At 58.4% G+C, this 25,721-nt stretch carries 17 protein-coding genes; 12 read left to right on the forward strand and 5 right to left on the reverse strand.

Annotated features, from left to right (window positions below):
• Nucleotides 1-114: 114 nt before the first annotated feature.
• The 5 genes from AB3X95_RS38630 to AB3X95_RS38650 all read left to right on the forward strand — a co-directional run bounded on the left by AB3X95_RS38630 (nt 115) and on the right by AB3X95_RS38650 (nt 7,216).
• Nucleotides 115-1,308, forward strand: coding sequence for a DNA polymerase Y family protein (locus AB3X95_RS38630; protein WP_368623983.1), 1,194 nt, complete (start codon nt 115-117; stop codon nt 1,306-1,308).
• 6 nt (nt 1,309-1,314) lie between these two features.
• Entirely contained in the window at nt 1,315-4,464 is a 3,150-nt protein-coding gene (locus tag AB3X95_RS38635) for an error-prone DNA polymerase (RefSeq protein ID WP_368594316.1), read from the forward strand.
• Nucleotides 4,465-4,567: 103 nt separating this feature from the next.
• Nucleotides 4,568-5,527 (forward strand): SOS response-associated peptidase family protein, encoded by a 960-nt coding sequence (locus AB3X95_RS38640; protein ID WP_368594315.1) that lies wholly within the window; start codon nt 4,568-4,570, stop codon nt 5,525-5,527.
• Nucleotides 5,528-5,636: 109 nt separating this feature from the next.
• Entirely contained in the window at nt 5,637-6,140 is a 504-nt protein-coding gene (locus tag AB3X95_RS38645; protein WP_368594314.1) for a hypothetical protein, read from the forward strand.
• A 329-nt stretch (nt 6,141-6,469) separates the two neighbouring features.
• Entirely contained in the window at nt 6,470-7,216 is a 747-nt protein-coding gene (locus tag AB3X95_RS38650; RefSeq protein WP_368593773.1) for an H-NS family nucleoid-associated regulatory protein, read from the forward strand.
• Nucleotides 7,217-7,292: 76 nt separating this feature from the next.
• Here AB3X95_RS38650 and AB3X95_RS38655 read toward each other — a convergent pair whose 3' ends face one another.
• Both AB3X95_RS38655 and AB3X95_RS38660 read right to left on the reverse strand, forming a co-directional pair.
• Entirely contained in the window at nt 7,293-7,529 is a 237-nt protein-coding gene (locus tag AB3X95_RS38655) for a hypothetical protein (protein ID WP_368593774.1), read from the reverse strand.
• A gap of 53 nt (nt 7,530-7,582) precedes the next feature.
• Nucleotides 7,583-7,891, reverse strand: a complete 309-nt coding sequence (locus tag AB3X95_RS38660; RefSeq protein WP_368593775.1) for a hypothetical protein — start codon at nt 7,889-7,891, stop codon at nt 7,583-7,585.
• Between the two features lie 414 nt (nt 7,892-8,305).
• On the opposite strand from AB3X95_RS38660, the gene AB3X95_RS38665 reads away from it, so the two are divergent.
• The 5 genes from AB3X95_RS38665 to AB3X95_RS38685 all read left to right on the forward strand — a co-directional run bounded on the left by AB3X95_RS38665 (nt 8,306) and on the right by AB3X95_RS38685 (nt 19,732).
• On the forward strand, nt 8,306-8,770 hold the full coding sequence (locus tag AB3X95_RS38665; RefSeq protein ID WP_368593776.1) for a hypothetical protein: 465 nt from the start codon (nt 8,306-8,308) through the stop codon (nt 8,768-8,770).
• 473 nt (nt 8,771-9,243) lie between these two features.
• Entirely contained in the window at nt 9,244-15,843 is a 6,600-nt protein-coding gene (locus AB3X95_RS38670; protein ID WP_368593777.1) for a DUF3320 domain-containing protein, read from the forward strand.
• A gap of 441 nt (nt 15,844-16,284) precedes the next feature.
• Entirely contained in the window at nt 16,285-17,028 is a 744-nt protein-coding gene (locus AB3X95_RS38675) for a hypothetical protein (protein ID WP_368593778.1), read from the forward strand.
• 43 nt (nt 17,029-17,071) lie between these two features.
• Entirely contained in the window at nt 17,072-19,003 is a 1,932-nt protein-coding gene (gene rmuC, locus AB3X95_RS38680; protein ID WP_368593779.1) for a DNA recombination protein RmuC, read from the forward strand.
• 288 nt (nt 19,004-19,291) lie between these two features.
• Nucleotides 19,292-19,732: a sigma factor-like helix-turn-helix DNA-binding protein gene (locus tag AB3X95_RS38685; protein ID WP_368593780.1), complete on the forward strand. Its 441-nt coding sequence runs from the start codon at nt 19,292-19,294 to the stop codon at nt 19,730-19,732.
• On the opposite strand, the gene AB3X95_RS38690 is transcribed toward AB3X95_RS38685, so the two are convergent.
• Nucleotides 19,647-21,029, reverse strand: a complete 1,383-nt coding sequence (locus tag AB3X95_RS38690; protein ID WP_368593781.1) for a hypothetical protein — start codon at nt 21,027-21,029, stop codon at nt 19,647-19,649. The genes AB3X95_RS38685 and AB3X95_RS38690 overlap by 86 nt on opposite strands.
• Nucleotides 21,030-21,909: 880 nt before the next feature.
• Nucleotides 21,910-22,530 (reverse strand): sel1 repeat family protein, encoded by a 621-nt coding sequence (locus tag AB3X95_RS38695; RefSeq protein WP_368593782.1) that lies wholly within the window; start codon nt 22,528-22,530, stop codon nt 21,910-21,912.
• A 413-nt stretch (nt 22,531-22,943) separates the two neighbouring features.
• Between AB3X95_RS38695 and AB3X95_RS38700 the strand changes: the two genes are divergently transcribed.
• Complete coding sequence (locus AB3X95_RS38700) at nt 22,944-23,297, forward strand: hypothetical protein (RefSeq protein ID WP_368593783.1); 354 nt, start codon at nt 22,944-22,946, stop codon at nt 23,295-23,297.
• A gap of 42 nt (nt 23,298-23,339) precedes the next feature.
• Nucleotides 23,340-23,576 (forward strand): hypothetical protein, encoded by a 237-nt coding sequence (locus tag AB3X95_RS38705; protein ID WP_368593784.1) that lies wholly within the window; start codon nt 23,340-23,342, stop codon nt 23,574-23,576.
• 842 nt (nt 23,577-24,418) lie between these two features.
• Here AB3X95_RS38705 and AB3X95_RS38710 read toward each other — a convergent pair.
• Nucleotides 24,419-25,237, reverse strand: coding sequence for a hypothetical protein (locus AB3X95_RS38710; protein ID WP_368623984.1), 819 nt, complete (start codon nt 25,235-25,237; stop codon nt 24,419-24,421).
• Nucleotides 25,238-25,721: the final 484 nt, after the last annotated feature.

A 25,721-nucleotide genomic window follows, 5' to 3' on the forward strand; every position in this document is an offset into this window, starting at 1 on the left:
AATCACCAGACGGCTCTTCAGGTCTTTGTTCTCTGTCATCAGTGTCAGTGTGCAGGTGTCCACGTGGACACCTAGCTTCTGACCTTCTGCCCCTCGATGGAAGGGCGTCTTTTATTGACCGCTTACGATGAAGCAACGGTCGTGGTCGAGGTCGGTGCGAGCCTGCGGCTGTTCGGCGGCCTGCTCGCACTGTGCCGGGAAGCCAAGGCGGTGATGGCGACCTTGGGATTCACCGCTCGCATCAGCGCTGCGCCTACCGGACAGGGAGCATGGCTGCTGGCGAAATACGGGAACCCTCGGGTTCTGAAACTGGCGTCGCTCGAGCAACGGCTGTCTGCATTGCCGATGGTCGCGGTCCCTGAGGTCCGCCCGTTTGCCGAATGGTTTAACGGCCTGGGTTGCGAGACCATCGCCGACGTACGGCGTCTGCCCCGTGCCGGCCTGCAGCGGCGGTGCGGCGAGCACCTGCTTGATTCGCTTGACCGCGCGTTCGGCACGGCCCCAGAGTTGTTCGACTGGCTGGAGTTGCCGCCAACTTTCTCAGCCCGTATCGAGATGCCCGACCGTCTGGAACATGCGGACGGCGCGGTGTTCGGCGCGCATCGACTTGTCGTGCAACTCTGCGGATGGCTGTGCGCGAAGCAGCTTGCGGTAACAGCGATAAAACTCCTGCTCGAACACGAGCGTGGGCGCGATGCCATCGAACCGACGGCCATCGACATTGCGCTGGGTGAACCGACATGGAGAGAGGACCACCTCATCCGCCTGCTCAAGGAACGGCTGCATCGCATCGAGCTCACTGCGCCGGTTATCGCATTGCGTCTCGATGTATCCAGAGTCGAGGCGGCAGCCCCGCCGTCCGACACGCTCTTTCCGGAACCAGGAGGCTCCAGCGCGGACCATGCGCGGCTGCTTGAACTGCTCGTCGCCCGGCTTGGTGAAGACAACGTCCTTCGGCCCGCGCCGACGGCTGATCACAGGCCTGAGATAGCCAATCGCTGGGTGCCGGTGACGCGGCAACTGAAGCAGGAACCGCTTCCTGAAGGTCTTCCCAGACCAACGTGGATGGTGGACAACCCGGTGCGTCTGCTCATGCGCCAGCACCGCCCGTTTTACGGGTCGCCGTTGCGCATGGTGTCGCCCGGCGAGCGCATTGAAGCTGGCTGGTTCGACGGCGAACTGGTGACACGTGATTATTTCGTTGCGCAGGCGGAAGACCAGAGCTGCTACTGGATATACCGCGAACGTGTCAGCAGCCGCGACGCTGAAGAAGAGCCGCGCTGGTTTCTCCACGGACTGTTCGGCTGATGCGCGATGGACACGACCTTCAATGTCCTGCCGGCCTATGCCGAGCTTTTCTGCCTTTCGAATTTCACTTTTCTGCATGGTGCTTCGCATGCCGAGGAGCTGGTTGAGCGCGCGGCGCAACTCGGTTACTCGGGTCTGGCGATAACGGACGAATGCTCGCTAGCGGGTATCGTGCGCGCGCACGTGGCAGCGAAGGAGGCGAAGCTTCCGCTCGTCATCGGCTCGTACTTCCGGCTCGTCAATGCCGACGGTTCAACGGCGTTCGGTCTTATCCTTCTTGCCCAGAACCGCGAGGGATACGGGAACCTCTCCGAGCTGATTACGCTCGCCCGCACGCGTGCACCGAAAGGCCAGTACCGGTTGACGCCGCAGGACCTGTCGAGACCTGACCGGGAATGCAGCCATCTGCGCGGCGTGCCCGACTGCCTCGCGATACTGGTGCCCGACTTTCCGGCGAAGGAGGATGTCCTGGACGCGCAGCTTGAATGGCTCGATCAGACATTTCCGGGGCGTGCGTGGTGCGGGCTGGTGCTGCACCAGCGGGCGATGGATGACATCCACCGCGGCGCCGTTGAATACGTTGCCGACAGGCACGGCATACCGGTCGTCGCGCTGGGTCATGTGGTGATGCACGTGCGCTCGCGCAAGCCATTGCAGGACACGTTGACGGCCATTCGTATCGGCAGGCCGGTGCACGAATGCGGGTACGACCTGGCGCCAAACGCGGAGCAGCATCTACGCTCCCGGCTGCGACTCGCCAATCTTTATCCGGAGTACGCGCTCAGCGAAACAACCAACATCCTCGCACATTGCACCTTCTCACTCGACGAGCTTCGGTACGAATATCCCGACGAACTCGTACCACCCGGATTGACGCCTGCGGCCTACCTGCGACAGGAGACGTACATCGGTGCGCAGCGACGCTTCCCTTCGGGTATTCCGCACAACGTTCAGGAGCAGATTGAGCATGAGCTGGATCTCATAGCTGACCTGCAGTACGAGCCGTACTTTCTCACCGTCTACGACATCGTGCGTTTTGCTCGCAGCCAGCTCATCCTGTGTCAGGGGCGTGGCTCAGCGGCCAATTCCGCGGTCTGCTATTGCCTGGGCGTAACAGAGGTGGACCCTGCGCGAGGAAACATGCTGTTCGAGCGTTTCATCAGCAGGGAGCGCGGTGAACCGCCGGACATTGACGTTGACTTTGAGCACCAGCGTCGCGAAGAAGTCATCCAGTACATCTACCGGAAGTACGGTCGCGACCGCGCGGCAATCGCCGCCGCCGTGTCGACCTACCGACCTCGCGGCGCTCTTCGCGAAACCGGCAAGGCGTTGGGCGTCGACCCACAGATTGTCGATGCGGTGGCGAAGAGTCATCATTGGTTTGATGGCAAACGGGACCTCCTCAAACGTTTTGCGGAGTCTGGCCTGAATGTGGAGACGCCGCTGATTCAGGTTTGGGCATCGCTTGCGTCGCAACTCCTCGGTTTCCCGCGCCACCTGTCCCAGCACTCCGGTGGATTTGTCATCAGCAGCGGCAAACTGACGCGCCTGGTGCCCGTTGAAAATGCTGCGATGGCGGACAGGTCGGTCATCGAGTGGGACAAGGATGACCTCGAATCGCTGGGCCTGCTGAAGATTGATGTCCTGGCATTGGGCATGCTGTCGGCCATCCGCCGTACGCTCGACCTCGTGTCGGAGCAGCGCGGCGAGCGGTTCGAGATGCAGGACATCCCCGCAGAGGACCCGGAAACGTACGACATGATTTCGCGTGCCGACACCGTGGGCGTATTCCAGATCGAGTCGCGCGCGCAGATGTCGATGCTGCCTCGACTGAAGCCACGCACGTTCTATGACCTGGTTATCGAAGTCGCCATCGTACGCCCAGGACCTATTCAGGGTGGTGCCGTCCATCCGTATCTGCAACGCCGGCAGGGATTCGAGCCAGTGACCTATCCTAGCGCAGCCCTTGAGACGGCATTGGGTCGCACGCTCGGAGTGCCTATTTTTCAGGAACAGGTGATGCAGGTGGCCATTCTGGCCGCCGGCTTCAGCGCCGGAGAAGCGGACCAGTTGCGAAGGGCAATGGCAGCCTGGAAGCGCAAGGGTGGCCTGGATAAATACTACGACCGCATCGTCAACGGCATGCTCGAGCGAGGGTACGACAGGACATTCGCGGATGGCATCTTCCAGCAGATTCTCGGCTTCGGCGAGTATGGTTTTCCTGAAAGCCATGCTGCCAGCTTCGCACTGCTGGTGTATGCAAGCAGCTGGCTGAAGTGCCATGAGCCGGAAGGGTTTCTCGCGGCGATGCTGAATTCGCAGCCGATGGGTTTCTATTCGCCTTCACAACTCGTGCAGGATGCGAAGCGACACGGAGTCCAGGTCCTGCCGGTCGATGTCACGATAAGTGGCTGGGACTCAACGCTTGAACATGTGGAGGGCGCTGCGAAGCCTGCCGTCAGGCTTGGTCTGTCGCTGCTGCGAGGCATGCGCGATGGCGCCGCCGAACGCATCGAGAACGCGCGAGCCGTGCGGCCGTTCGCAACTGTCGCCGACCTGGCCCGCCGCGCCCAACTGGACCGTCATGACCTGCAGGTGCTTGCCGCGGCGAACGCGCTGTCATCGCTTGCCGGCAATCGGCGCGAAGCGCTCTGGCAGTCGGTCGCCGCCGTGCCCGACAAGGATATGCTTTCGGTCGCGACAGTGGAAGACGAAACACCGGGACTGGGTGCACCTTCCGAAGCGGAGGATATCGTGGGTGACTACCGATCGATGGGGCTGACGCTCGGGAGACATCCGCTGGAATTGCTGCGTCCACAGTTGCTTGCCAACAAACTGATGCCGGCCTCAACGCTGCAGACTTACCGCAACGGCCAGCTGGCCCGCGCCTGTGGCATCGTCACCGTGCGCCAACGGCCAGAGACTGCAAAGGGCGTTATTTTTATGACTATCGAAGATGAGACGGGCAATGTGAACGTCGTTATCTGGCCCAAAGTGCTTGAACAGCAGCGCAAGGAAGTTCTGGGCGCATCTTTGCTCGGGGTGCTTGGCGTATGGCAGCGCGAGGGTGAGGTACGGCACCTCGTGGCCCAGCGCCTCATCGATATGTCGCATCTGCTTGGCGGGCTGACGGCGGCGAGCCGGAATTTCTGCTGACCCGACAGGGTGTTTGGAACCGCAGCTTCTTTCTCCAGCAAGCTCTCTGCGCTCGCCTCGATCCGGAGTATGCGTATCATGGGAGCAGGAAACGGAGGTGCCTATGTGCTACTCGGCTCAGATTCAGGCGGACTATCGGCGATTCGAAAGAATGTTCGGTGCCATCATCAGCATCAAGGAGTTCGCGCAGCTTTTCTTCGAGCGTGCGGAGGGCAGCAAGGCAAAGATTCCGAAAGCCATGGAGGATGCGTTCCTGAATCCAACGTTCGACGACGAGCGCGAAATCAAGGCGCTCATCGAAAAATACAACGCGGAACAGACGTCGAAGCTTGAGCAGGACCTTTTCAGGCAGCGCAAGCGACTGGCCGACGCCGAACGCACGCTTCAGACGAAGGTCACCAAGGCGGCCACTGAAAGTCAGCGAATCGCCACCGACAAAATAGCGTGGACCCTCGGCAAGCTCGACGACATCCAGCGGACTGAACTTAAGCCGCGAGACTCGCGTATTTTTCCAGGGCACTACGCCCCAGTAATGGTAGTGGAGAATGGGCAGCGCGTTATTAAACCGATGCGCTACCAGTGCCGCATTGCAGGCAAGCCAGCGTCATACGACGTGAAATACCCCGGCACGTACAACGCTCGACGCGACAATCTCGAAGGCTTCTGGCGGCCCCTGTTTGGTCACTCACACGGCATCCTTGTTGTCAGCAACTTTTACGAGAATGTCCCCAAAAGCAGGACGGAAGGTCGCGCCCTCGCGGAAGGTGAGAAAGACGAGAACGTTGTCCTTCAGTTCATTCCTAATCCGCCTCACGACATGCTGGTTGCGTGCCTGTGGTCGCGCTGGACAGCACCTGGCGAACCGGACCTCCTGTCTTTTGCCGCCATCACTGATGAACCTCCGCCAGAAGTGGCGGCTGCTGGTCACGACAGGTGCATTATTCCCATCAAACCTGAAAACCTTGACGCATGGCTCAGTCCGGACACGTCCGATCTGGCCGCGCTGTATGCGATTCTTGATGACAGAGACCGACCGTTCTATGAGCACCGGCTCGCGGCATAACGATGTGAACCATGTCGAACCGGTACCTGCTCGATAAAAACGGCTACCAGTACCATTGCGGCATTGAGTAAGTACCGCAGCGTACCAGGCATCGAATAGCAGACATCGAATGGACATTTTCTACTACTGGCAGAAGCTCGAGCAGAACCTCAGGAACGGCCAGGTCGGCTACTTTGGCTCCCACAATAAGAAAGTCATTCAACTCGCAGAGCGGTTGCCAAAGCGCATTTGGGTCTTCAAAACCCCGAAGGGGATGAAAGGGTCTATACAGTTGGTCGGCTCGCTGCTTGTGAGTGATGAGCCACGCGTAGCTGTGGCTACCGACTACCCCAATGTCATTTACTACGACCCGTTCTCGCCTGAGTCCGTAATGTTCACGGACTCGGGTACGCAAGAGCGCATCCAGGAGGTCTCTGCCTATTTCCAGTATCGCTTCCACGCTGCGTTCAGTGCCAATTTCAATGGCGATACCGGGGTGCAAGCTATGGAATCGAATGTCGTCCGCGGGCTTGAAGCGCTGGTTTCTGACTGGAGCACATGCCAGATGCTCGAGCGCGTCAAGGACCGCCCAAAGGTTCAGCCCATCAATCCGTTTGCGAAACAATCAACTTGACGTCACGGTCGGTCCTCGTTGACTGCTGTCGTCTTTGCCGCTTCCCCCCGCGAGTGACTCTCGTAGCGCTACTGGAATGAGTGCCGGCCTGATGGCCGTCGTCATCCTTGCGATTGCATGCGGTGCATTTGTTATCCGCCGAACCAGGAGCGTTCGACGCAACGGGGAACCAACAAAAGATGTCCGAGGTAAGGACTAACACAGAGATGCATTCGCTAAAACGCAGCATCGCGTTGCAATGCCCAGCAGATTGCCGTCGAAGTCAATGCTCTAGCCTTTTCCCACCTGACCATGGCATAGTGCGACCACATTCGTAAGGAGGCCACTTGATGGCAACGACTTTGGAAGCAATTCAGGCGAAGATGAAAAAGCTGCAGGCACAAGCGGACGCTCTGGCGACAAGGGAAACCGCGAAGGTTTTGAAGGTTATCCGCGAGCTGATGGAGAAACACGGGTTGACCGCTGCGGATATCGATGGTCATGCTGGAGGCAAGCAGCGCGCGACGAAGGGCAGCGCGAAGCCTGTTGGCAAGAAGAGCGTCACCGCCGCGAAGTACCGTAACCCAAAAACCGGCGCGACCTGGACGGGACATGGCCGCGCACCCAGCTGGATTGCGACGGCGAAGAGTCGCGATAAGTTTTTGGTAGACGGCGGAACGATGACGATAATGCCGACCACTGCTACCAAGGCGAAGACTGTGGTCAAGAAGACCTCAAAGACGATTGCCCAGCGCATTGGCAAGGGCCAGCCGAAGGGTCCGCAGCCGGCGCTTTACCGTGACCCCAAGAGCGGGGCAACGTGGAGTGGCCGTGGGCGCGCGCCGGCGTGGCTGGCATCGGTCAAGGACCGGTCGAAGTTCTTGATTGCGGGCGGCAGCACGGTGGCCGACGCGAAACCGGCGGTCACGAAGGCTATTTCGAAGAAGGCACCGACGGCGAAGAAAACTGCCACCAGGAAGGCCGAGAGCGCGAAGGTGCCAGCTAAGAAGGCGCCGACAAAAAAAGCGCCACGCCAGAGCATAACCATGCCCGCTCCGGTGGTCACAGTCGAGTCTGACGCCGAGTTGATGGCCTAAACCTAAACGTAGTTGTCAGGTGCCCGGGGGACCAGCGATTTACTGGTTCCGCCGGGTGCACCAAGTCGACGACGTTTTATTGTGCCCTCGCCGCCTGACGTTGCGCGGCTTGCTGTTGAGCGTGCTGCTTCGCGAGGTGCCTGCCGACCATGCAGCCGCCGACCGCACCAACGACAGCGTGGTGCCCTGCGTAATGCCCAGCGACCCCGCCTACCACCGCGCCCTTGAGGCAGCCTGCGGCGTTTGCCGTGCCTGCCGTTGCGAGGGCCAGCGTAGTTGCAATGAGGGCGATTCTTATCGGGCCAGCTTTCATTCGAAGGTACTCCGAGCTTGAATTTTTCGGATGTGGCGCCTTATTGTGTGGTTTCAATACCCGCGCCAGTCACGACGCTCGCGCCACTCGTGCTCGCGCCATTCTTGGCGGCGCGATTCACGTTCACGCCACTCGCGACGTTCGCGCCATTCGCGGGCTCGCCAGTCGTCACCGCCGTACGCGACGGCGACCGGTGCGGGAGCATACACGGCGGGAGCTGGCGGTGCGTAGACTGGCTCTGCCGGCGCATATACGGCTCCGGGGACGCCCAATCCGATGGCGACGTCTACTTGCGCCGATGCTGCAGTTGATGCAGCCAGAACCGCCAGACCAAGTGCTGCGCCAAGAATCTTCTTGTTCATCTTCGCTACTCCTCGCACATTGAGTGCAATGTCAGTGACTACCGCTCGGAGTGTAAGGGGCGATGTCGGACACATGTGAAACGGAGGCGCGAGATTGGTAACACAGCATTACTAACGGCGGCGTAACGCGAACGCTGTGAGGAACTGCACTTGTGCCGTGTGTTAGTTGAACTCCTAGAACCCAAAGCTCAGGGACCCCGTCGAAGAGTTATCGCTCTTTGGAACGCGCCGCATCATCCAAGATGGATTGGCCAGCGCGGGGACTACCCAGTGGATGGTAGTGCGGAGGAATCGTCGTTCTACGATAACGCATGCTAATCGACTTCAGCAGACCAGGCCTCCAGTTCGGTCAAGTTCGCGACGTAGCTGCCGATATTCAGAGCGCCGTCTCTGCATTCAAACAGGAAAAATGAAATGCGCACACTGCTTTCTTTTGGCGTCGCCGTCGCGGCGCTGGTCGTTCTTCCGGGTTGTTCGACAACTCATAATGTCACCGCTGGCCCTCAAGTGAAGAACTCACCGATGACATCAGCATGCTTTACCGCCCACGGTGGCAGGTCCGCCGACATGGATGCAGCAATTCAACGCAACCTGGAAAATCATGGTGTATCGGTATCGGTTGCACCTGCGTGCGACAAAGCGGACATGAACGTCACCTACACCGACAGTTGGTACTGGGATATCGTCATGTATCTGCGCGCTATGGACATTCGCTTCTACAAGGCGCCGAGCGGTGGTCTTATCGCATCCGGGCACTGGAAGAATTCCGTGTTACATCAGTTTCCGAACGCCGACGGCGTGGTTCAGGATTTGATGGACGAGATGTTCAAGCAGACCGGCGAGCCAAGTGCGGTCAGGACAAAAGCAGCTTCGAATTAGTCACCGCGCGGAACGAGCAGGCTGCGTGTGGCCTCCCAGCCGCTGCAGCCTACTAGTGGAACGCTCATGAATCAGTCCTTGTTCGAGCGCACGGTCTGGGCCAATCTACGATAAGGTCTGTGGTCTATGCGTTGTGCATAAAGCCAACGTCCCTGAGATCGTTTGCGTTTGTCGTGATGCTCGCAATCGTTTGCCATCCGCTTCCATTCGATTTTCTGATCTCAGTCCGCCAGCATTTAGCGCGTTTGAAGCTCAGGCTTCTCGTCGATGACTTTGTGAATATTTGGCGCGCACTATCACTCTCCGTTATGGCATTGTGAGATTATGTGGCGGGGCGCGACCGTCGCGGTAAGGGCATACCTTCATTCCTCAAAAAGCCTGTATTCTCGCTGCCTTTTCGGCGGATGGAACGTGGTAGGTCGTCGTCAAAATCAAATCGAGAGAAGACGTGCAAGCGGAAGTTTGGGGGCCAGATGAACGAAACAATTGTCGAGCCGGCAGACGCGCCGGAGGAGCCGCGTTGCGTGCAGATTAAGGCCACGCTCGCTAGCAAGATAAATCTGGCCGACTTCCAGAACGCCATCCCGGTTGTCCATGAGCTTTCGCTCGCCAATGAGACCGCCGATGACATCAAGGAGTTGCGCCTTACTGCGTCTTCCGAGCCGTCATTCTTCAAGCCCAAGACCTGGCACCTGGACCACGTCGTCGCCGGAAAAGATATACGTATCAGTGAGCTCGACCTTTCGCTCGACGGCGCGCTTCTTGGTCGTCTGACGGAGTCAGAAAAGGCACTGATAACGTTCAAGCTTACGGCCGGGCTCGCCGAACCTGTCGAGCTCGCGTCATTCGAATCTACCGTCGAGTTGTTGCCGCGCAATCAATGGGGCGGCCTATCGGCTTTACCCGATATGGTTGCAGCATTCGTCCAGCCGAACGAACCAGCAGTCGAGCGAGTTTTGAAGAAGGCCGCCGACGTCCTTCACAAAGCTGGCAAATCGGGTGCCATTAACGGTTATCAGGAGGGTGCCCGCCGCGCCTGGGAGTTGGCATCCGCTATCTGGAATGCGATTGGGTCGATGGGCATCGACTATTCGCTGCCGCCTGCAAGCTTCGAACAGGCCGGCCAGAAGGTTCGTAGCCCAAGCCAGATTGCCGATTCGGGCCTTGGAACCTGTCTCGACCTTGCTTTGTTTATGTGTGCGGCACTTGAACAGGCCGGTCTCAACGCTGTGCTGGTCTTTACGGAGGGGCATGCCTTTCCGGGCGTGTGGCTGAAAGGAGAAGAGTTCTCAACATCGGTCGTCGACGATGTCACGGCACTTCGCAAGCGCGTGAAATTGAAGGAAATGGTGTTGTTTGAGTCGACAATGCTCACGCACCGCCCCTATCCCGCCTTCAGCTTCGCCATCGCCAATGGCGAAGAACAGATTTCCGAAGAAAAGGACCATAAATTTCAGCTGGCCGTCGACATCCGGCGTGCTCGACTGCAGCGCATCAAGCCGCTCGCTAGCGAGCAGGCGATTGAACGCGGGACGGTCGGAACCGAAGCAACGAACATTGAGAGAGAACTTGAAGTCGCACCGCAATTGCCGGAGGAACTGGAAGGTCCTGCGGATGATAGGGCTGTCGAACGTCCAGAGGATCGGCTTACTCGTTGGCAGCGGAAACTTCTTGACCTGTCACTTCGAAACAATCTGCTCAGTTTCAAGGCAGGAAAAAAATCACTGAAGCTTGACGCGCCGGACCCCGGGCAGCTTGAGGATCTTTTGGCGGAGGGCCACGCCATCAAGTTGCTTACGCGTCCCGACCTGATGGACGGCAACGACCCTCGCAGTCAGGCTATTCACGAAGCCCGTGAGCGGGAAAACATTCGTCGTTCACATGCGCTCGATGCGCTGAAGCGAAAAGAAGTGTTCGTCGGACTGTCGCAGGACGAGATGGACACTCGGCTTGTCGAGCTTTTCCGGACTTCGCGTACAAACCTGCAGGAGGGCGGCTCTAATACCTTGTATCTTGCGTTGGGCTTTCTATCCTGGACACGCGACGCGAAAGATGACAAGAAGTACCGGGCGCCGCTCATCCTTGTGCCGGTATCGCTCGAGCGTCGTAGCGCTCGCTCCGGGTTTAGCTTGACGCTACACGATGACGAGCCGCGTTTCAACCCGACGCTTATCGAGATGCTGCGTCAGGATTTCGAACTGGAGCTGGGCATCCAGGATACAGAGCTAGCAAAAGACGATTCTGGTCTTGATGTGACGGGTATTTGGAAGACTGTGTCCAGCGCCATCAAGGACATCAAGGGATGGGAAGTCGTTGAAGACGTCGTCCTCGCAACCTTCTCGTTCGCGAAATACTTGATGTGGAAGGATTTGACCGAGCGAACCGAGCAGCTTAAGCAGAACGCGGTTGTACGACACCTCATCGAAACGCCGCGAGATTCCTATGAGAGCACGATTGAGTTTCCGGACGCCAGAAAACTCGACGTCGAGCTCCCCGTAAAGAGCACCTTCTGCCCGTTGCCGGCCGACTCGTCGCAGCTTTCAGCGGTGGTGGCAGGAAGCAAGGGGAAGGACTTCGTTCTGATTGGGCCTCCGGGAACCGGGAAGAGTCAGACCATCTCGAACCTCATCGCTCAGTGTCTGGCGGAAAAAAAGCGCGTGCTCTTCGTCTCAGAAAAGATGGCGGCGCTTGATGTTGTGTATCGACGCCTTGCCGATGTAGGTCTTGGCAATTTCTGCCTGGAATTGCACTCGAGCAAAGCTCGAAAGACAGATGTGCTTGAACAGCTCCGTAATTCGTGGGATTCGGCGGCAGCGTTGGCACCGGACGAATGGGATGCTGAAGCCGCACGCCTGGAGGGCTTGCGGAACCAACTGAATGGATATGTCGAACGCCTGCATGTTCGATATCCAAATGGACTAAGCGTATATGAGGCAATCGGGCGCGTTGTCGCAGGACATGACTTGCCGGCCCTGCGGCTCTCCTGGCCATCTGCCAGGGTTCACGATTCGGTCGCGATGCGAACGCTGCGCGAGACGGCTGAGTTGCTGGACGTCCACGCAAAAGTGATGGGGGAGGGGCAGTTAACTTCCGGCCCGCTCGCTCACATTGTTCAATGTGAATGGTCCCCGCTGTGGCAGGCCGCGCTTCTTGAATCGGCTCAAGCCATTGGCTCGGCTGTCGCCCGCTTCGATGCGGCAGCTGAACAGTTGCGTGCGGCCGTCGGTTTGCCACATCTTCCTCTCGACCCACGTGTTCGAGAAGGATTGTGGCTCTTGTCCGTGACGCTGCCAGACGCTTCCGGTCACGACTGGCAATTTGTTCTGCGCCCGGATGCGAAAACAATCGCCGACAACCTGCGCGTCGCAAAACCGCTCGTGGAGCGCCATCGCGAACTGCACGCGTCGCTCTCGGCGCCGCGGGGTAATCAGGTCCTCGAGGATTTACGGCTGGGTATTGACCAGCTCTCACGCTATCACGAACTTCAGTCGCGGCTTTCCCATCCGTGGAATGAGTCTTTGCGTTCGCGTCTTTCGGCTGGCATCGAACTGCTGAGAAAACGCCAGGACCTGCTTGGCCAGTTGTCGCTCAAATACAGAGAGGGTATTTCGGCGCCAACGGTGCAGCAGCTCCAACGCGATTGGCGTGAGCTGCAGGAGTCATCCTGGCCAATGAGCATGATGCGTCGCCGCTCGCTGACCAAAAAGCTTGTGGAACTGTCGACCGGTGGAGGCGAGCCGGATATCGGCAACGACATCGAACGCCTAGTCCAGATTGACGCTCTTCAGGACGAAATCAAAGCTCTTGATGACCTGTCGTTGCCGACATCGAACGCCTGGCAGGGTCTCAAAACTGAGCTCGACATTGCACGGGCATCCCTCGGCTTCCAGTCTGCTCTCGAACAGGTTCGTGTGCGCGCAGCCTGGGAAGACATTGGTCTTGACCCGGTAAGCCGGGGCCAGTGTGGCGACACCGCACGTGAAGACCTCGTCCGCATGCGCGAGCTTCGCCAGATTGACCAGGTAATCAATCGCCTGTCTGGACTCGAAGCTGAGACGGATGCGGTTTGGTCTGGATACAAAACGGATTTGGCTGTCGCGAAGACATACGTCGTTTTTCAGGGCGCGCTTGCAGCAGCAGTGGCTCGCAGCCACTGGCAGGATGACGGCTTCGGCGTTATCGAACGAGGCAGTGCGGGTGCTGTCGCGGCGGGCGACCTGAAGAAGATGCGCGAACTGGTCGCCCTTGCTGCTCGTCTCAATGAGGTCGACGACCTCTCCGCAAAGACCGGCGGACTCTGGAACGGATTGCAGACAAAACTGGAGGGCATCGAACCAGTTCTGGGCTTCTTCGAAGCACTCTCGGGAGCGCTGGCATCATTGGCAAGTTCGCCTGAAGTACTGTCAGCAGTAAAGAGCCCGATTTCCTTGCTGCTCGGCGATAGCAATGTCCTGCTTGAGCCAACGGGAGCGATTGTGGGTGCGGGGCGTATCTATGCCGAGGCACTTCAGGCGTTTAACCAGGCAGTCGCGCAATTCACCGTCGCAAGCGGCTTGCAAGGGTCTGATAACTCGACGCTTGGAGTGCTTCTTCCTACGGAGCTGGCTGCACGCGCAAGCGACGTTCTTGCCACCTCGAATCGGCTGAATGCATGGTGTGCGTGGCGGAAAACTCGCGCGGCGGCTCTCGCGGTAGGACTCGCTCCTGTCGTGACCGGTGTCGAACAGGGCGCAATTCAGCTTGGACGAGTGAAAGAAGCTTTTGAGACGGACTACTGTCGTTGGTGGTTGAACGCGGTGGTGGACGTCGACGACGTCTTGCGCACATTTGTTTCTGCAGAGCACGAGAAACGCATTCGCGATTTCCGAGAGCTCGACGAACGATTCATCAGCCTTACCCAAGCGTGGGTGCGAGCGCAGTTGTCGGCAGGGCATCCTTCGCCAGACCGTGTCTCGCGAGGCTCCGAGTGGGGCCTGCTGCGTTACGAGATGCAAAAGAAGACTCGCCACCTGCCTCTCCGGGAACTGATGTCTCAAGCTTCTAGCGCCGTGATGCGCCTGACGCCGTGCCTTCTCATGAGCCCGCTATCGATTGCGCAATATCTGCCGGCCGAAACACAAAACTTTGATGTCGTCATCTTCGACGAGGCATCACAGATTCCAGTATGGGACGCTATTGGCGCAATGGCGCGTGCGAAGCAGGTCATCATGGTTGGTGACCCCAAACAGCTGCCGCCGACAAGCTTCTTTGACCGCGCGGAGTCAGACATTGACGACACAGACGTCGAAACCGAGCTTGAGAGCATTCTCGAGGAGTGCATCGGTGCCAATCTGCCGACCATGAAGCTTTCATGGCACTACCGCAGCCGCCATGAAAGCCTGATTGCATTCTCGAATCATCGTTACTACGACGGGGACTTGGTGACATTCCCGAGCCCGGTCACAAACGACCGTGCTGTCAGCTTGAACCACGTCGCGAACGGGCAGTACGAACGTGGTGGTGCGCGAACAAACAAGCCGGAGGCAAAGGCCCTAGTTGCCGACCTCGTTGGACGGATGAAGACACCGGGATTCCGCGATAGCGGGTTGACCATCGGCGTAGTCACCTTCAACAGTGAGCAACAATCGCTTATCGAAGACCTTTTGGACGAGGAGCGGCGTAAAGACCCGTCCATCGAGCCGTATTTCCTCGAGACACAGCTGGAACCGGTCTTCGTCAAGAACCTGGAAAGTGTGCAGGGTGATGAACGCGACATTATGTATTTCTCCATCACCTACGGTCCGGGTATCGACGGCACCATGCCAATGAACTTCGGCCCGATGAACCAGCAAGGCGGGGAGCGTCGACTGAACGTTGCCGTCACCCGTGCTCGCCAGGAGCTTCGCGTGTTCGGTAGCTTCCGCCCCGAACAGATGGACCTGTCGAGAACGCAGGCTCTGGGAGTACGCGACCTGAAGCATTTCCTGGAGTTTGCCGACCGTGGCGCGCGTGCTTTAGGCGAGGCTGTCTCAGGTAGTGTTGGCGACTTCGAAAGCCCGTTCGAAAAGGCTGTATCGCACGCGCTTACCGAAAAAGGATGGACCCTGCATCCACAGGTGGGTGTTTCGGCTTTCCGGATTGACTTGGGCGTGGTGGACCCCGACGCTCCTGGACGATACCTCGCTGGCGTCGAGTGTGATGGTGCCACCTACCATCGTTCGGCTACAGCGCGTGACCGGGACAAGTTGCGGGAGCTGGTGCTGCGAGGTCTTGGCTGGGAAATCCTGAGAATCTGGTCAACTGACTGGTGGATTGATATGCCTGGCACTGTCGCAAAGATTCATGAGCAACTTGACGAGCTGCTTGTGGAACAACGGGCTGTCCGGGCTAAAACTGCTGAAGACGCCAGCGGCCTTGCTCGAAAGGTCATCGCAGACGCGATGGCGACCTCTGATGCAGAATCGACGCGTTCTTCGCAGAACAATGTCAAAGGCTCGAATACATCCGTAGAAAACGCTGATGCAATCATTGCGTCGCCCATGACGTACGCGAGAAACGCCTCGGTTGCTTCCAACAATGATGCGGTGGACACAAGATTCATCGAAGTGGACCTGACGGTGACCGGTCATGAGGTTGACGCCGAAGCGTTTTTCGATATGGCGTACAACCCACGATTACTCAGCATGATTGAGCACGTGGTGAGCGTCGAGGGTCCGGTACGTGATGAGGTTCTCGCGCGCCGCATTGCCCGCGTTCACGGATGGGTGCGCACAGGTGCACGAATCCAGGAACGGGTCGTTCGCCTGGCGTTGCAGCATTACAGAAGTGAGGCTGAAGACGTCGGTACGTTCTTCTGGCCTAAAGGCGGAAACCCGTCCGACGTAGTCCGGTTTCGGCGTCCCGTCGACGGTACGGCGCGTTCGGTGGATGAGATTTCATTAACCGAGTTGCGGGCGCTCGCGTCCGAGATGCGAGAGGCGGGACATGACGAGGATTCGGGTGTGTTGGCCATGGCCCGTGAAATCGGCCTTCGGAAACTCAGCGCGATAAGCAGGACCAGGTTGGAGCGTGCTTGGTCGAATCCTGGGACTTAAAAAGCGCTTAGGGTTCATCGAGGCACTTGAGTTTTGATGTATCGAACCCGAAAGCTAGGAGTCGGTTCGTTGGCGCCAGTTGCACATTGAAAGACGGCAAAGTATGAAAGAACGATGCGAACAGTGTGGCTGCATTCCGCACGCGCCGCGACGTAGATGCTCAAAGTGCGGCAAGCTTGTCTGTGTCAGCAAATGCTGGTCAAGGAACTCGAAGACCTGCAACACGTGCGCTCCTGCGCAGTCGAACGCCTTTGCGAAAGGAAAAGTCGCGGACGATGAAAGCGGCATTCCCCGTTGCAAGATTTGCAGAACGACCCTGAAGGTAATGGAAAGTCGATGTCCCTCGTGTTTCTGGCTTGTTAGTTAGGCCCTGTGCCCCTGAACCGTTGCGTCATCGGCAGGTTGTGTTCAGGCGGGTAACCGAATAGGCGATATCTCAATATGAACATGCTATTGATTATTCTCTGGCTGGTCGGCGCGAGCACATTTTTGGCGGGTGTCGGAGGGTTTGTGGATGGCCGGAAGGTAGACCGTCGATTCAAGACGGGTTACAAGAACAACGCCCCGGACACACGAAACTTTCGTCAAGCTAGGAAGCGAGTCATGTGGGGTGTCGGAATCTGCATTGTTGCGATGGTGGTCGGCACTCTATCTTCTTCTAACGAACACCAGCAACGGGACGATACGGCGACCGCGTCCGTGCCGGCTTCTTCAACCATCATTACGTCTGCTGCAGCTAGCGCAGAATCAGCGTCAGCCACCCTTCTCGCAATTCCGGCTTCGGATGAAACCAATGCGTCTGACGCATCTGTGAGTTTGAGTTCGAATGAGCAAGTGGTGCAATCCGCCGCCGTTTCTGCTCCATCCGTGCCTGTCGATGTTAGCGCTGCTGCTGAGTCGGCACCCGCCATTGTGAATAGCTGGTCGCAAACTGCGTGCCACGACGACGGAACGTTCCTTGGCAACAACATCTGCAAAAGTCCCGCTCTCGCGACGATTTACCAGAGAGAGCTGGAGGAATACGAGGCCGCGCAAAGTCGAATTGGCGGTGCCGACGTAGGAGTGCGTACGGAGCAGGAGCGGTGGCTCGCACAAGTTGCACAGGACTGTTCTGATATGCAGTGCTTGACTACCGCCTTCGACAAGAGGATTGCGGATTTGAGTTCCCGTTACCACGGGGGCTAGTCGTACACAAGACGGCCTAGACGCTATCTACTGGGGAAACGGTATGGACCTGCTCGTAGGCTCTGCAATATTGGTAGTGGGTTTGATTGTCGGCGCCGTGATTGCTTGGATACTGACGCGCGGTCGGGATGGCTTGCGAGTGCAGGCGGCCGTCTCGCAGGCACAATCCGCGTCACAGGTCCAGGTCACGCAGCTTGAAGAACGGCTACGAGCAACAACCGAGGAACTTCGTGCCGCGCGCGATGCGCTGGAGCAACATGAACGCCAGTCAGGCAGTATGCGCGAAGAACTGGACAAGGTGCGTGGCGAACAGGCACGGCTCACGGAGCGGTCGTCCCGAGTTCCCGCGTTGGAAGAGGAAATCCAGAATCTTCGGGAGGAAGTTCGCAGCAGCGTAGAGCAGTTGAGGCAGGTTTCCGCTAGTGAGGCACAAAAGCAGCAATTGGTGGCGTCGCTCACCGAACAGACGAAACAGCTTGAGGACGATTCAAGGGTGCTGGCGCACAAGCTTGAGACCACGGCGACGACCCTCAAAGATGTGAACGAACGCAAGGCAGCGCTGGAAGAGCAAGCGACGCGCATCCCCGAGCTTGAGGGGAAAATTGCAGCCACGCTGGCACTGCTCTCCAGCGTTGACAACCAATTGACGGAGTTGCGCGAATCTAGTGGCCGCCAAAATGGGAAACTGTTGGCAGAGCTGGAAGCGGAACGGCAGGCCGCAGCACTAATTCGAGACGAACTCGTCGGAGTGAAAGGTTCACGAGCCACCGCGGAAGGTGAGCTCGCACGTCTTACCGACGAGTTGACTGAGCTTCGGACGCGCACCGAGGCGGAACGGCAGAACGCTGAGGAGAAGCTGAATCTGCTACTGCAGGCAAAAGAGACACTCAGCGACCAGTTCAAGAACCTCGCCACAGAAATTCTGGAGGAGAAGTCGAAACGGTTTGCGGAGCAAAACCAGACCAATCTCGGGTTGTTGCTCGAGCCGTTGAAAACACGGCTGAGCGAATTCCAAGGGAAGGTTGAAGAAGTGTACGTGCAGGAAGCGAAGGACAGGTCGGCTCTGTCCACTCAGGTTCGTCAACTGGTGGAGCTGAATCAAGCGCTCAGTCAGGATGCAAAAAACCTGACGGTAGCGCTGAAGGGGTCCACCAAAACACAAGGCAACTGGGGCGAGCTGATTCTTGAACGGGTACTTGAGGCGTCGGGCCTGCGAAAGGGCGATGAGTACCACGTCCAGGACAGTCAGGTGCGGGAGGATGGCACTCGCGCGCAGCCCGATGTGGTGATTAACCTTCCTGAGGAACGAAAACTCGTCGTGGACTCGAAGGTATCGTTGCTTGCCTATGAAAGGTACGCGTCCGCCGAGTCCGACGAGGAAAGAGTCGTCACGCTCCGGCAACATGTCGAATCGATTCGAAACCACATCAAATCGCTTTCCGACAAGCAATATCAAGCTCTGTACGGCAAGTCTCTCGACTTTGTTCTTGCGTTCGTACCCATCGAACCCGCGTTCATGTTAGCTGTAACGAACGATAACGAGTTGTTTATGGACGCATGGCGCCGCAACGTGCTGCTGGTGAGCCCGTCAACTCTGCTTTTCGTCGTACGCACCGTTGCGCATCTTTGGCGACAGGAAGCTCAAAGCCGAAATGCACAGGATATCGCTCGACGCGGAGCAGAACTGTATGACAAGCTTTGTGGATTCGTTGAAGACCTGCAACTTGTTGGGTCCCGACTCGGGCAGGCGCAAAAGGCTTACGATTCCGCGCATAACAAACTGGCAATCGGGAAGGGAAACGTTATAAGACAAGCGGAAATGCTGCGCGACTTGGGAGTGAAGCCATCGAAGGCGCTACCCCAAACCTTGGTCGACTCCGCGTCAGCAGAAGGTCAAGGCATCGTGGTTCCGGCTGCATTGGTCGACGCGTCGCCTGTCGCCGCCGTTCCGGAAGAAGGGGTGTCCAACGCCTAGTAGCGGTGAATCTGCGAGTGGCAACGGTTTAACTGACCGCTTCATCGCGACGCTCGTGCAGTCACTTCGCGTCTGTTGTGCTCGGCCAGTTTCCGCCGACAGACCCGATAGTGAGCGCGGAACGTCGCCTCAGGCAATTCCTCGCCGGCACTGCGAGGTCAGCTGTTCCGGATGTGGATCCGGGTGGAATGTCATGGCAGCCTTTGCCGGCGGTCACAGAAAGATTGGAGAGATCAATTAAGGATAACTGATCGTCAAGGGTTCTTTTCACTCCGGAGGGCGGTGGGCATGCTTTCTGTACTTGCCGCGATCGATGAGGCGCTCGATGTGCTGTTGCCGTCGTCGCGTGCGCGGAGGTCCTACGGATGCTCTTTTGAGATCGATATCGCGTCCAACCATACGCTCGGCGAGTTGGGTACACGGTTCCACCTGACACGCGAACCGATCAGGCAGATCGAAAGCAGGGCGATGCGAAAACTGATGCACCCGGGTCGGACCGACAAGCCAGGGCAATTTCCCCGACCATTGAGCCGGGGGCACCATCGATCAGGAACCGCGCGATTTCTCGCGCGTACCGAGGCCGGGGTGCCTCGATGCGCTTCATATGTCATTGCAGAACAGGTCATGGCACGTCGCCACCGACTCACAGGAGGACTGCCTGCTGCAATAGCTCCAGCGCCTTCAGTTCGTCCAGTCGACCCGAGCGTGCCTTACCTGCCAGTGTCTTGAGCAAGGCTTCCGCGATCGGCGCGATACCGTGAAGATTGTCCAGGCTAGTCACGGAAGCGGGGAGCGACACGGAGGACTGCTCCGGGATTGCAGCGACTGGGAGCGACTCCTGGGTTGCCGGTGTGGCTGCTGGGAGTTCGCCATCATCTTCTTCAGGTGAGCGACCCGCCAGCACGTCAAGGGCATCGCCATCATGATCCCGCTGGCGGGCGATTACCGGTTGTTTTTCGGCTGCCATATCCGCCGAAGCGGGTGGGGAGCTTTCCGGACCGGTCCGGACGCCCACCCGCGTGCGCCCCTTGTGCGCCTTCGCGTCGACGGGTCTCTCTGGCACGCCATCCTTCGTTGCAGCCGCGAGCGGCTCGTGCTGTTCAATGGATGCACGACCGCGCGAAGCAGGGGTAAGCAAACGCGACACCGACTCCGGAATATCGGCTTCCGAGCGCGGCGTGTCCAGCCAGCCAGTTGGCAAACCAAGTCGCTCCGTGAAACGGTTTGCCTCGACACCGTCCAGGCGTTTCTTGCCATATAGCCGATGGGCCATGTTGGATCCGCTCATCGCCATGACTACACCCAGTCTTGCTTTCGATCCGTTGCGACCCGTGAGAATGTGGAGGTTAGCGCGCCGGATGGTCTCGACCGTGGTGCTGTCGTCTAATGCCAGCGCTTGCTGCTGGGTTGTTGCCGGAGATGTCCTGTGCTTCGAGGACGCGCCTTTTTGCGGCGCCTGAGGAGCAGGTGGTTCGGCCGCCTGGTTTCGACTATTCCTGACGGCCTTGGGCGACCCGCCCGTTGCTTTCTTCGGCATCTGTGCTTCCCCAGACAAACTGTCTTCAAGAAATGGTTGCTGGCCGCCGTTCAGGACGGAAGGCGGCATGGGTGTTTCCGACACGGCTTCCGGTTCGTCGTCGGTCTGGACGAAATCGAGTGGTGATTTCAGGCGGGCGATGGTTTCGGGCGCGAGCGCAGGATTGGGCTGGTCAAAGAAACCGTGAGGCAAACCAAGCGTGGTTTCCATGTGAAAGGCGGTCTCGGGCGTGAACCTTTCGCCCTTCGTCAGTTCTGCCACCCGCGCCATGTTCGATCCAAGTCCCAGGGCGATATTCTCTGCACCCACCGTATCGACCAGAAACTGGAACGATCGTGTCTTGAAAATGGAGGCAGTCTGGGCGGAGTCTCGAGCAGGCGCATTGACGTACGGTGGTCTCTGCCGGCTGGGCCGAGATTGCTTCGCGCGACGAGATTTACGCTGGCCGCTGTCACGGGATCCCGCATATCCTCCGCGGGGTTGACTCATAAAGGAGGCTCCATGCGATCATTGGTTTGCTGACCGGGCGATTATAGATGAGGCGATGCTGGTATTTGACGCGTCAGCGACGCCGTGGGGCGAAAACATACGCGGGAAGTCGGGCCATAGCTCGGTACTGAGTCAGTGTCCACATTTTCCAGCCGCAGTCTGGTTAAGTTCGACCTGTAAGGCAACGCATCGTCTCCCTTCCGCCGATCACAGTAAACCTTCAGATATCAGGCAGGCGATAAAAGACTGATTCGCCGGCTCTCTCAAGTTCAGCGTCATACCTCCCGACAGCGGTTGATCCGTCGGCTGTCAGGAACAGGGGCCGCTTGCGCAATCAGCGGCGCAAAGGCCTGGCTCGATTTCTTCAGGTCGAAATGATTCGGGTTACCAGGCATTATTCGCGCTCATATCGTCGCCGACCCATGAGCCAGCTGACCTCCGAAGTGCTACGAAAGCGCACACAGCACCATGCTGAACCGCGTCGATGGTATCGATCAGGAAAGCCTGTTGCCGATTGACGCCGTGCAAACGCGTTGCGCGTGGTCGCAGATATGCGCCGGCAGGCAAACTGATGCCGCATTTGCTGGTGCCCGGATCGAAACCGTCCGCTCCGTATGTCGCCAGAACCTCACGCTTCGCCGGGCGCATTCATGACGACACAGACCGATCACTGTCGGCACATCCTCCCCTTGCGACTGGCATCATGGACTGGCGAGATCAGGCACCCGACGCATGCTCCGGTCAATGGATACCAGCGAGGTTTGCGGAGGAGAGATTCTCCGTCCTTCGTGATTCGAGGGCGCGCATTGTTGGAATGCAAATCCTCGCGAGATGCAAGGTGACGGGACCCCGGGCTCAACTCGCGGGCGGTGGGGCAGTTTCAGCGCAGCGCTGCCAGACGGCGTTGGCAACGTATGTCATCTCCACCGCGCCGATAGTTCTGTATGGCCTTCGTGCGGTCCGGGATAGCGCTCCTGTCTTCTGCACCCCACGCGCCCTCCCAGAAAAGCCCGAGATTGTGTGCCGAGGCCTTATGCCCCAGTTTGATGGCCTGCTCATAGAGCGAGAGCGCGCGGCTCACGTCCGCCTGCATGCCCCGCCCCAGCCGTGCACTATCGGCCAGCGCGGCGGCGGCCATGCCGCGAAGATGGCCGTCCGCGGTCTCATCCTTCATCACATCTTCGAAAATCGCATTACCTTTCTCGAAGTCCGCGTCGCCTCCCGTTGGTGTGACCAGCGAAATGGCCATTGCCATCCGCCAGGCTGGATGCCGGTTTGCGCCGATGCGCTCCAGCAGCCAGCGGCCCAGATGCGGCGCGCGATTGAGCGTACTGGTGAGAAGGGCATTGGCGATGACGGCGAGCGACTCGGGCGACAGGAAGCCCGTCTTGTTTGCCGCAATGACGTGACGGGAAAACTTTTCAACATCCAGTGTAGGGTCGGCGCGGAGCAACTGATGCCATTCACGCTCAATTGCTCCTACCCAGCTTTCCATTTGCATGGTGAGCGATCATTTGGTGAAGAATGCACCTGATTTTAGCTCACCTTTTGCAGATTGCAACTTTCAGGGGTCGCGCCTCCCGTCGCATGCGTTCGCCAGATGGAGGGTTCGCACCGGTGCCACGTCCCAATCAGGTGGCGATATTGAGCAACGCCTCGCTCGTATTGCCGTCATCCAGCGCGGGGGCCTGGTTGTGCATGGAGACAGGAAGCGGTTGCAGGCATGGGTGCCTCCTGCTACATGAACGCGGTGGCGCAAACAATGGTGCATCGTCAGGCGCAGATTCCAGCAGTATTCCTGCGGCGACTTGTGGCAAGATCCGAACTGATCGCAGATACGGGCTCACAAGCCCGCAGGCAGCAGTGTTCGCCAGTCTGCTTCGCACGACGTTGGAGAAGGAGCGCTGTCCCACGATGGCTGATGCATTTGAACTCGTTGCTTTGGCGTTGCCCGGCGACGTCGCCCCCGAGTCACTGCCCGCCACCGTCCGCCAGTTCATGGCTGACTGCTGGCCCGGGATGAGCCGCAGTCAGTTAATCGCTCGCGCCCGGCGCCGTGCGCTGCGGCCGTCGCTGCGCGCATACCGTCCGGGCATCCCGGGCGACATCGGACTCTTTGCACTCACGCTCACGATGGGCATGCAGACCGTGTTCCTGATCGCGCATTTACGTCGCGTCGCACAGCGGCGCGCGTCCGCGCGCAGTCGCAAGGCGGCCACCGCCTCGCGACCACCCGCGCGCGATCCGCGTCAGGCGTCGCTGTTCTGAAAGGGGCGTCGGACGACCCGCATCGAATGGAGTGCCACATCGGTGCGCGCGATCATGGGCGAGGTTGTGGCGCTGGACGGGGACTTCCCGGCGGACAACGCACGTTTTCTGGACGGCATTGTTGCGGCAGTGCGCGCGACAACGGGCCGGGTCCATGGCGCAACGACCGATGGCCGGATCCTGCCCGATGTCGCGCCGCGGGCGGGCTTCACCCAACGATCAGGCTCGACGACGATCCAGACTGTGGTCCCCTTCCGCAATCTATCAGAAGGCAATTGATTGCCGGGACTCGCCGTTAGTCGACAGGGGTAAACTGGCCATGAAGCGCCGTTCGGAGAGACGGGAAAGCTTCCACTGGAACGGCCGCAATGCTCCGGCACCTGACGGATGCGCTACACACGCGACGGCCAAAGCAGTCGTAGAGCGATTTACCTTGAGGTGTCCGCTGTACTTGCATGATCGGACGCTCGCGATTTGATTGGTGCGGCTGTCGGCTTTGTGAGGAGTTGAACGCGAACTAGCATTTAGGTTTGTTCATTGACCCTTCGCTGCCGTTGGATGAAAGCGTGCTGTTTTGCACCTTCATGAGGTGAAGCGGTCACGGACGTAATCGATCGCGTGCGTGTTAATCGAAGTCCTGACGCCCTGTTATCGTAGGCGGGTACCTGTGTACCTCCACCCGTTCGCGCTCGGGGCAGCTTACGTCACTTGATAGGGGGATGTCAGAAAGCTTTCCGCCGGCGCCGACTTGCCAAGCGTTCCAGCATTCGCCCCGTGCCATGTTGGAACGAATCGATGCGTAACGAGGACTCGCGATGATCGTCGCAGCAACACTGAGTTGCTGGACCACAGGAACCTTGGCTGTGCGTGCCGCTCCTTCCTTCCGGGTTTAGAGGCGCAAACGAACGGGCGAGCGCGCAACTATTGCGGACGGACTATTACCAAGTCTCTTCCGGGCAGGATCAATGTCGGTCCGGAGCCCGCTGGAACACGAACAACCCAGCGACTGCCGAGCGAATTGAGTATTTCCACATTTTCGATGGCCGTTTCGCCGCCGGTGCAATTCAGTAGAAGATGTTCGACTGCTGCATGCATAGTGTTGCAAGCGGTCGACCCGACGATCAATCTAACGGGAGCCTTCTCTGCGATACCGATCGCGTTGGCGATGTACTCGGATACAAGCCAGGGGATCCGAGCAGGAACGCTACCTCTAGAAGGAGGACTGCCCCAACGCCAAGCAGCAGCGCTAAGTCACTAGCGGCCAATGCAACTTGCGCACAGCCAAGGATCACTACCATGCCAAAGGTCAACAATAAGCGTGCATCACTATGGACGCTAGCCGATCCATTTCGGATTGCAAGCAAAGTTAGTAGCGAGATGACGGCGGCGAAACCTACGACGAACACGGAGGCGACAAAAGTGCCGCGCGTCTCAAGTCCGTCTGATCCCCAGATGAGCGGTGAGAACGCGACGTGTATAGACGCCCAGACGAAGACAATGACTGACAATCCCCAATAGACAGCGTATTCGAATTTCTCTCGATGAGGAAAATAGACGAAGATTGAAACCAATCCTATCGATGCAAATTGCGTCCAAATATAACGTTTGAGTAAATGTTTCGTTGCCACCTTCCGGTGCTTGGGGACTAAATCGCCAGGCCGAATACCCAAATATTGATAAGTTAGCGCGGACATGGACAAGCACACCCAAATTGATCCCAGGAGTGCTGCACCTAGTATGCCCGCTTGCACCGCAACAAGTGCACCTTGCGCGAATGAGATATCAGGGGTGAAATTTAGCGTCGCGTAATAGATAGTCAAGCAGATGACACCGAATGCCGATGCAGCCGGCACAACCCCCGCTGCGACTTTCAGAAATCCGGTTTCCCTAAACCAGCGGACGATGTACTCGATGGAGCGTTCTTTGATCGTGTGTGGCATGCTCGGTTGTTATGTGTTTTTGTTGACAACGTAAGAGGCGCTTTTCGTCAAATACAGGCCAAGCCGTTGCCGTCTTGGAACCGCCTACTACGAGAGCCATGAAGTTATCACATGCCGCCTCTCGATGTTCGCGTGATCTGTGTCTAGTCTCGCGTGTAACTGCAAGGGCGATGGTGCGACACCTGATACAAGTGATCGAGTGACCGTTTGCCAAATGAAGCCGACACCTGAACGCGCGGGCGACGCATCAGACGAAGATCCCTTCATGGGCGGCTATACGCGTTCACGAAAGCCGCCCCTAAGCTACCGTTGACTCCCTCATGTCCACTCTGTGGAACATTCATCGAGTTGGTGCTATCGTTAAGGGTTATTCGATGCCTGCCATCGGCCACAGGGATGTGATGGCGCCTCTGCGCGGGTTGGCAGGCGTCGAATAAGCCTCGATGGAGGAAACCGCGGGGCGCGCCGATGCGCCCGGAGCTTC

It is taken from the genome of Paraburkholderia sp. BR13444, from assembly GCF_040948755.1.
Classification (GTDB): domain Bacteria; phylum Pseudomonadota; class Gammaproteobacteria; order Burkholderiales; family Burkholderiaceae; genus Paraburkholderia; species Paraburkholderia youngii.

Excerpts from the sequence above, each read along its gene's own strand:
- AB3X95_RS38635 (WP_368594316.1), top strand. The coding sequence starts at position 1,315 with ATGGACACGACCTTCAATGTCCTGCCGGCCTATGCCGAGCTTTTCTGC.
- AB3X95_RS38640 (WP_368594315.1), top strand. The coding sequence starts at position 4,568 with ATGTGCTACTCGGCTCAGATTCAGGCGGACTATCGGCGATTCGAAAGA.
- AB3X95_RS38645 (WP_368594314.1), top strand. The coding sequence starts at position 5,637 with ATGGACATTTTCTACTACTGGCAGAAGCTCGAGCAGAACCTCAGGAAC.
- AB3X95_RS38650 (WP_368593773.1), top strand. The coding sequence starts at position 6,470 with ATGGCAACGACTTTGGAAGCAATTCAGGCGAAGATGAAAAAGCTGCAG.
- AB3X95_RS38655 (WP_368593774.1), bottom strand. The coding sequence starts at position 7,529 with ATGAAAGCTGGCCCGATAAGAATCGCCCTCATTGCAACTACGCTGGCC.
- AB3X95_RS38660 (WP_368593775.1), bottom strand. The coding sequence starts at position 7,891 with ATGAACAAGAAGATTCTTGGCGCAGCACTTGGTCTGGCGGTTCTGGCT.
- AB3X95_RS38665 (WP_368593776.1), top strand. The coding sequence starts at position 8,306 with ATGCGCACACTGCTTTCTTTTGGCGTCGCCGTCGCGGCGCTGGTCGTT.
- AB3X95_RS38670 (WP_368593777.1), top strand. The coding sequence starts at position 9,244 with ATGAACGAAACAATTGTCGAGCCGGCAGACGCGCCGGAGGAGCCGCGT.
- AB3X95_RS38675 (WP_368593778.1), top strand. The coding sequence starts at position 16,285 with ATGAACATGCTATTGATTATTCTCTGGCTGGTCGGCGCGAGCACATTT.
- rmuC (WP_368593779.1), top strand. The coding sequence starts at position 17,072 with ATGGACCTGCTCGTAGGCTCTGCAATATTGGTAGTGGGTTTGATTGTC.
- AB3X95_RS38685 (WP_368593780.1), top strand. The coding sequence starts at position 19,292 with ATGCTTTCTGTACTTGCCGCGATCGATGAGGCGCTCGATGTGCTGTTG.
- AB3X95_RS38690 (WP_368593781.1), bottom strand. The coding sequence starts at position 21,029 with ATGAGTCAACCCCGCGGAGGATATGCGGGATCCCGTGACAGCGGCCAG.
- AB3X95_RS38695 (WP_368593782.1), bottom strand. The coding sequence starts at position 22,530 with ATGCAAATGGAAAGCTGGGTAGGAGCAATTGAGCGTGAATGGCATCAG.
- AB3X95_RS38700 (WP_368593783.1), top strand. The coding sequence starts at position 22,944 with ATGGCTGATGCATTTGAACTCGTTGCTTTGGCGTTGCCCGGCGACGTC.
- AB3X95_RS38710 (WP_368623984.1), bottom strand. The coding sequence starts at position 25,237 with ATGCCACACACGATCAAAGAACGCTCCATCGAGTACATCGTCCGCTGG.